At 56.8% G+C, this 3,013-nt stretch carries 1 rRNA gene; it reads right to left on the bottom strand.

The window, feature by feature from the left end:
- Positions 1 to 2: 2 nt before the first annotated feature.
- Positions 3 to 2,946, bottom strand: a 23S ribosomal RNA gene (locus AB0C16_RS39850).
- Positions 2,947 to 3,013: the final 67 nt, after the last annotated feature.

The raw sequence follows: 3,013 nt of genomic DNA, 5'->3' as shown, positions 1-3,013 counted from the left end.
TTGTGGTCAAGTCCTCGGCCTATTAGTACCGGTCAGCTCCACACGTTACCGTGCTTCCACCTCCGGCCTATCAACCCGGTCGTCTACCGGGAGCCTTACCCACTCACGTGGTGGGAGACCTCATCTCAAGGCGAGCTTCCCGCTTAGATGCTTTCAGCGGTTATCCCTTCCGAACGTAGCCAACCAGCCGTGCACCTGGCGGTACAACTGGCACACCAGAGGTTCGTCCGTCCCGGTCCTCTCGTACTAGGGACAGCTCCTTTCAAGTCTCCTGCGCGCGCAGCGGATAGGGACCGAACTGTCTCGCGACGTTCTAAACCCAGCTCGCGTACCGCTTTAATGGGCGAACAGCCCAACCCTTGGGACCTACTCCAGCCCCAGGATGCGACGAGCCGACATCGAGGTGCCAAACCATCCCGTCGATATGGACTCTTGGGGAAGATCAGCCTGTTATCCCCGGGGTACCTTTTAGCCGTTGAGCGACACCGCTTCCACACGCCGATGCCGGATCACTAGTCCCAGCTTTCGCTCCTGCTCGACCCGTCAGTCTCACAGTCAAGCTCCCTTGTGCACTTACACTCAACACCTGATTGCCAACCAGGCTGAGGGAACCTTTGGGCGCCTCCGTTACCCTTTAGGAGGCAACCGCCCCAGTTAAACTACCCACCAGACACTGTCCCCGATCCGGATCACGGACCAGAGTTAGACGTTCAAAACGACCAGAGTGGTATTTCACCAATGACTCCACCCGAACTAGCGTCCGAGCTTCCCAGTCTCCCACCTATCCTACACAAGACGCTCCAAACGCCAATGTCAAGCTGTAGTGAAGGTCCCGGGGTCTTTCCGTCCTGCTGCGCGAAACGAGCATCTTTACTCGTAGTGCAATTTCGCCGGGTCTGTGGTTGAGACAGCGGGGAAGTCGTTACGCCATTCGTGCAGGTCGGAACTTACCCGACAAGGAATTTCGCTACCTTAGGATGGTTATAGTTACCACCGCCGTTTACCGGCGCTTAAGTTCTCACCTTCGCCAGTCCGAAAACTGGCTAAGCGGTCCCCTTAACGTTCCGGCACCGGGCAGGCGTCAGTCCGTATACATCGTCTTACGACTTCGCACGGACCTGTGTTTTTAGTAAACAGTCGCTTCCCCCTGGCCACTGCGACCCCCACCAGCTCCAAGCGCAAAGCTCATCACCAGCAGAGGTCCCCCTTCTCCCGAAGTTACGGGGGCAATTTGCCGAGTTCCTTAACCACAGTTCACCCGATCGCCTTGGTATTCTCTACCTGACCACCTGAGTCGGTTTAGGGTACGGGCCGCCACAACACTCACTAGAGGCTTTTCTCGGCAGCATAGGATCATCCACTTCACCACAATCGGCTCGGCATCACATCTCACCCACAATGTGCCGCGGATTTACCTACGACACGGGCTACATGCTTACCCCAGGACTACCATCGCCTGGGCTGGACTACCTTCCTGCGTCACCCCATCGCTTACCTACTACCCGATCGGATCGAGCGTTCAGCCTCACCCACACTCCGAAGAGCGTCAGGGGCTTAAGGACTCTTAGCATCACGAGGTTCGATATGGGCGCATTGAAGCGGGTACGGGAATATCAACCCGTTGTCCATCGACTACGCCTGTCGGCCTCGCCTTAGGTCCCGACTTACCCTGGGCGGATTAGCCTGGCCCAGGAACCCTTGGTCATCCGGCGCGAGGGTTTCCCACCCTCGATTCGCTACTCATGCCTGCATTCTCACTCGCACAGCCTCCACAACTAGATCACTCTGCTGCTTCACCGGCTGCACGACGCTCCCCTACCCACCAACACGATCACTCGTATCAGTGCCACGACTTCGGCGGTGTACTTGAGCCCCGCTACATTGTCGGCGCGGAATCACTTGACCAGTGAGCTATTACGCACTCTTTCAAGGATGGCTGCTTCTAAGCCAACCTCCTGGTTGTCTCTGCGACTCCACATCCTTTCCCACTTAGCACACGCTTAGGGGCCTTAGTCGGTGATCTGGGCTGTTTCCCTCTCGACTACGAACCTTATCGCCCGCAGTCTCACTGCCACGCTCTCACTTACCGGCATTCGGAGTTTGGCTGACGTCAGTAACCTTGTCGGGCCCATCGGCCATCCAGTGCTCTACCTCCGGCAAGAAACACGCAACGCTGCACCTAAATGCATTTCGGGGAGAACCAGCTATCACGGAGTTTGATTGGCCTTTCACCCCTACACACAGGTCATCCCCCAGGTTTTCAACCCTGGTGGGTTCGGTCCTCCACCCAGTCTTACCTGAGCTTCAACCTGCCCAGTAAGCTCCTACGGCTTGTAGGCACACGGTTTCAGGTACTCTTTCACAACCCCTCACCGGGGCACTTTTCACCTTTCCCTCACGGTACTCGTGCACTATCGGTCACCAGGGAGTATTTAGGCTTACCAGGTGGTCCTGGCAGATTCACACAGGATTTCTCGGGCCCCGTGCTACTTGGGATCCCCTCAAACAGTCCATCCAATTTCGCCTACCCGGCTCTCACGGTCTACGGCGCCCCTTCCCAGAGGCTTCAACTATCAGACGGATTTCTCACTGTTCGAAGAAGCGGCAGCCCCTTCAAGAAGGTCCCACGACCCCGGACATGCAACACCTGCCGGCTATCACACACGCCCGGTTTAGCCTCATCCGCTTTCGCTCACCACTACTCACGGAATCACTCTTGTTTTCTCTTCCTACGGGTACTGAGATGTTTCACTTCCCCGCGTTACCACCAACCGCCCTATACATTCAAGCGGAGGCAACACCACATGACTGGTGCTAGGTTTCCCCATTCGGACATCCCCGGATCAACGTCTGGTTGGCGACTCCCCGAGGCTTAACGCAGCCTCCCACGTCCTTCATCGGCTCCTGATGCCAAGGCATCCACCGTGTGCCCTAAAAAACTTGGCCACAAAGATGCTCGCGTCCACTATGCAAATCTCAAACAACAAACAGCAACCAACCCACCCCACCACCA

The organism is Nonomuraea sp. NPDC048916, assembly GCF_040649575.1.
GTDB lineage: Bacteria > Actinomycetota > Actinomycetes > Streptosporangiales > Streptosporangiaceae > Nonomuraea.
Note: the sequence above shows the minus strand (reverse complement) of the source record. Positions and strands in the feature narration are given on the sequence as shown.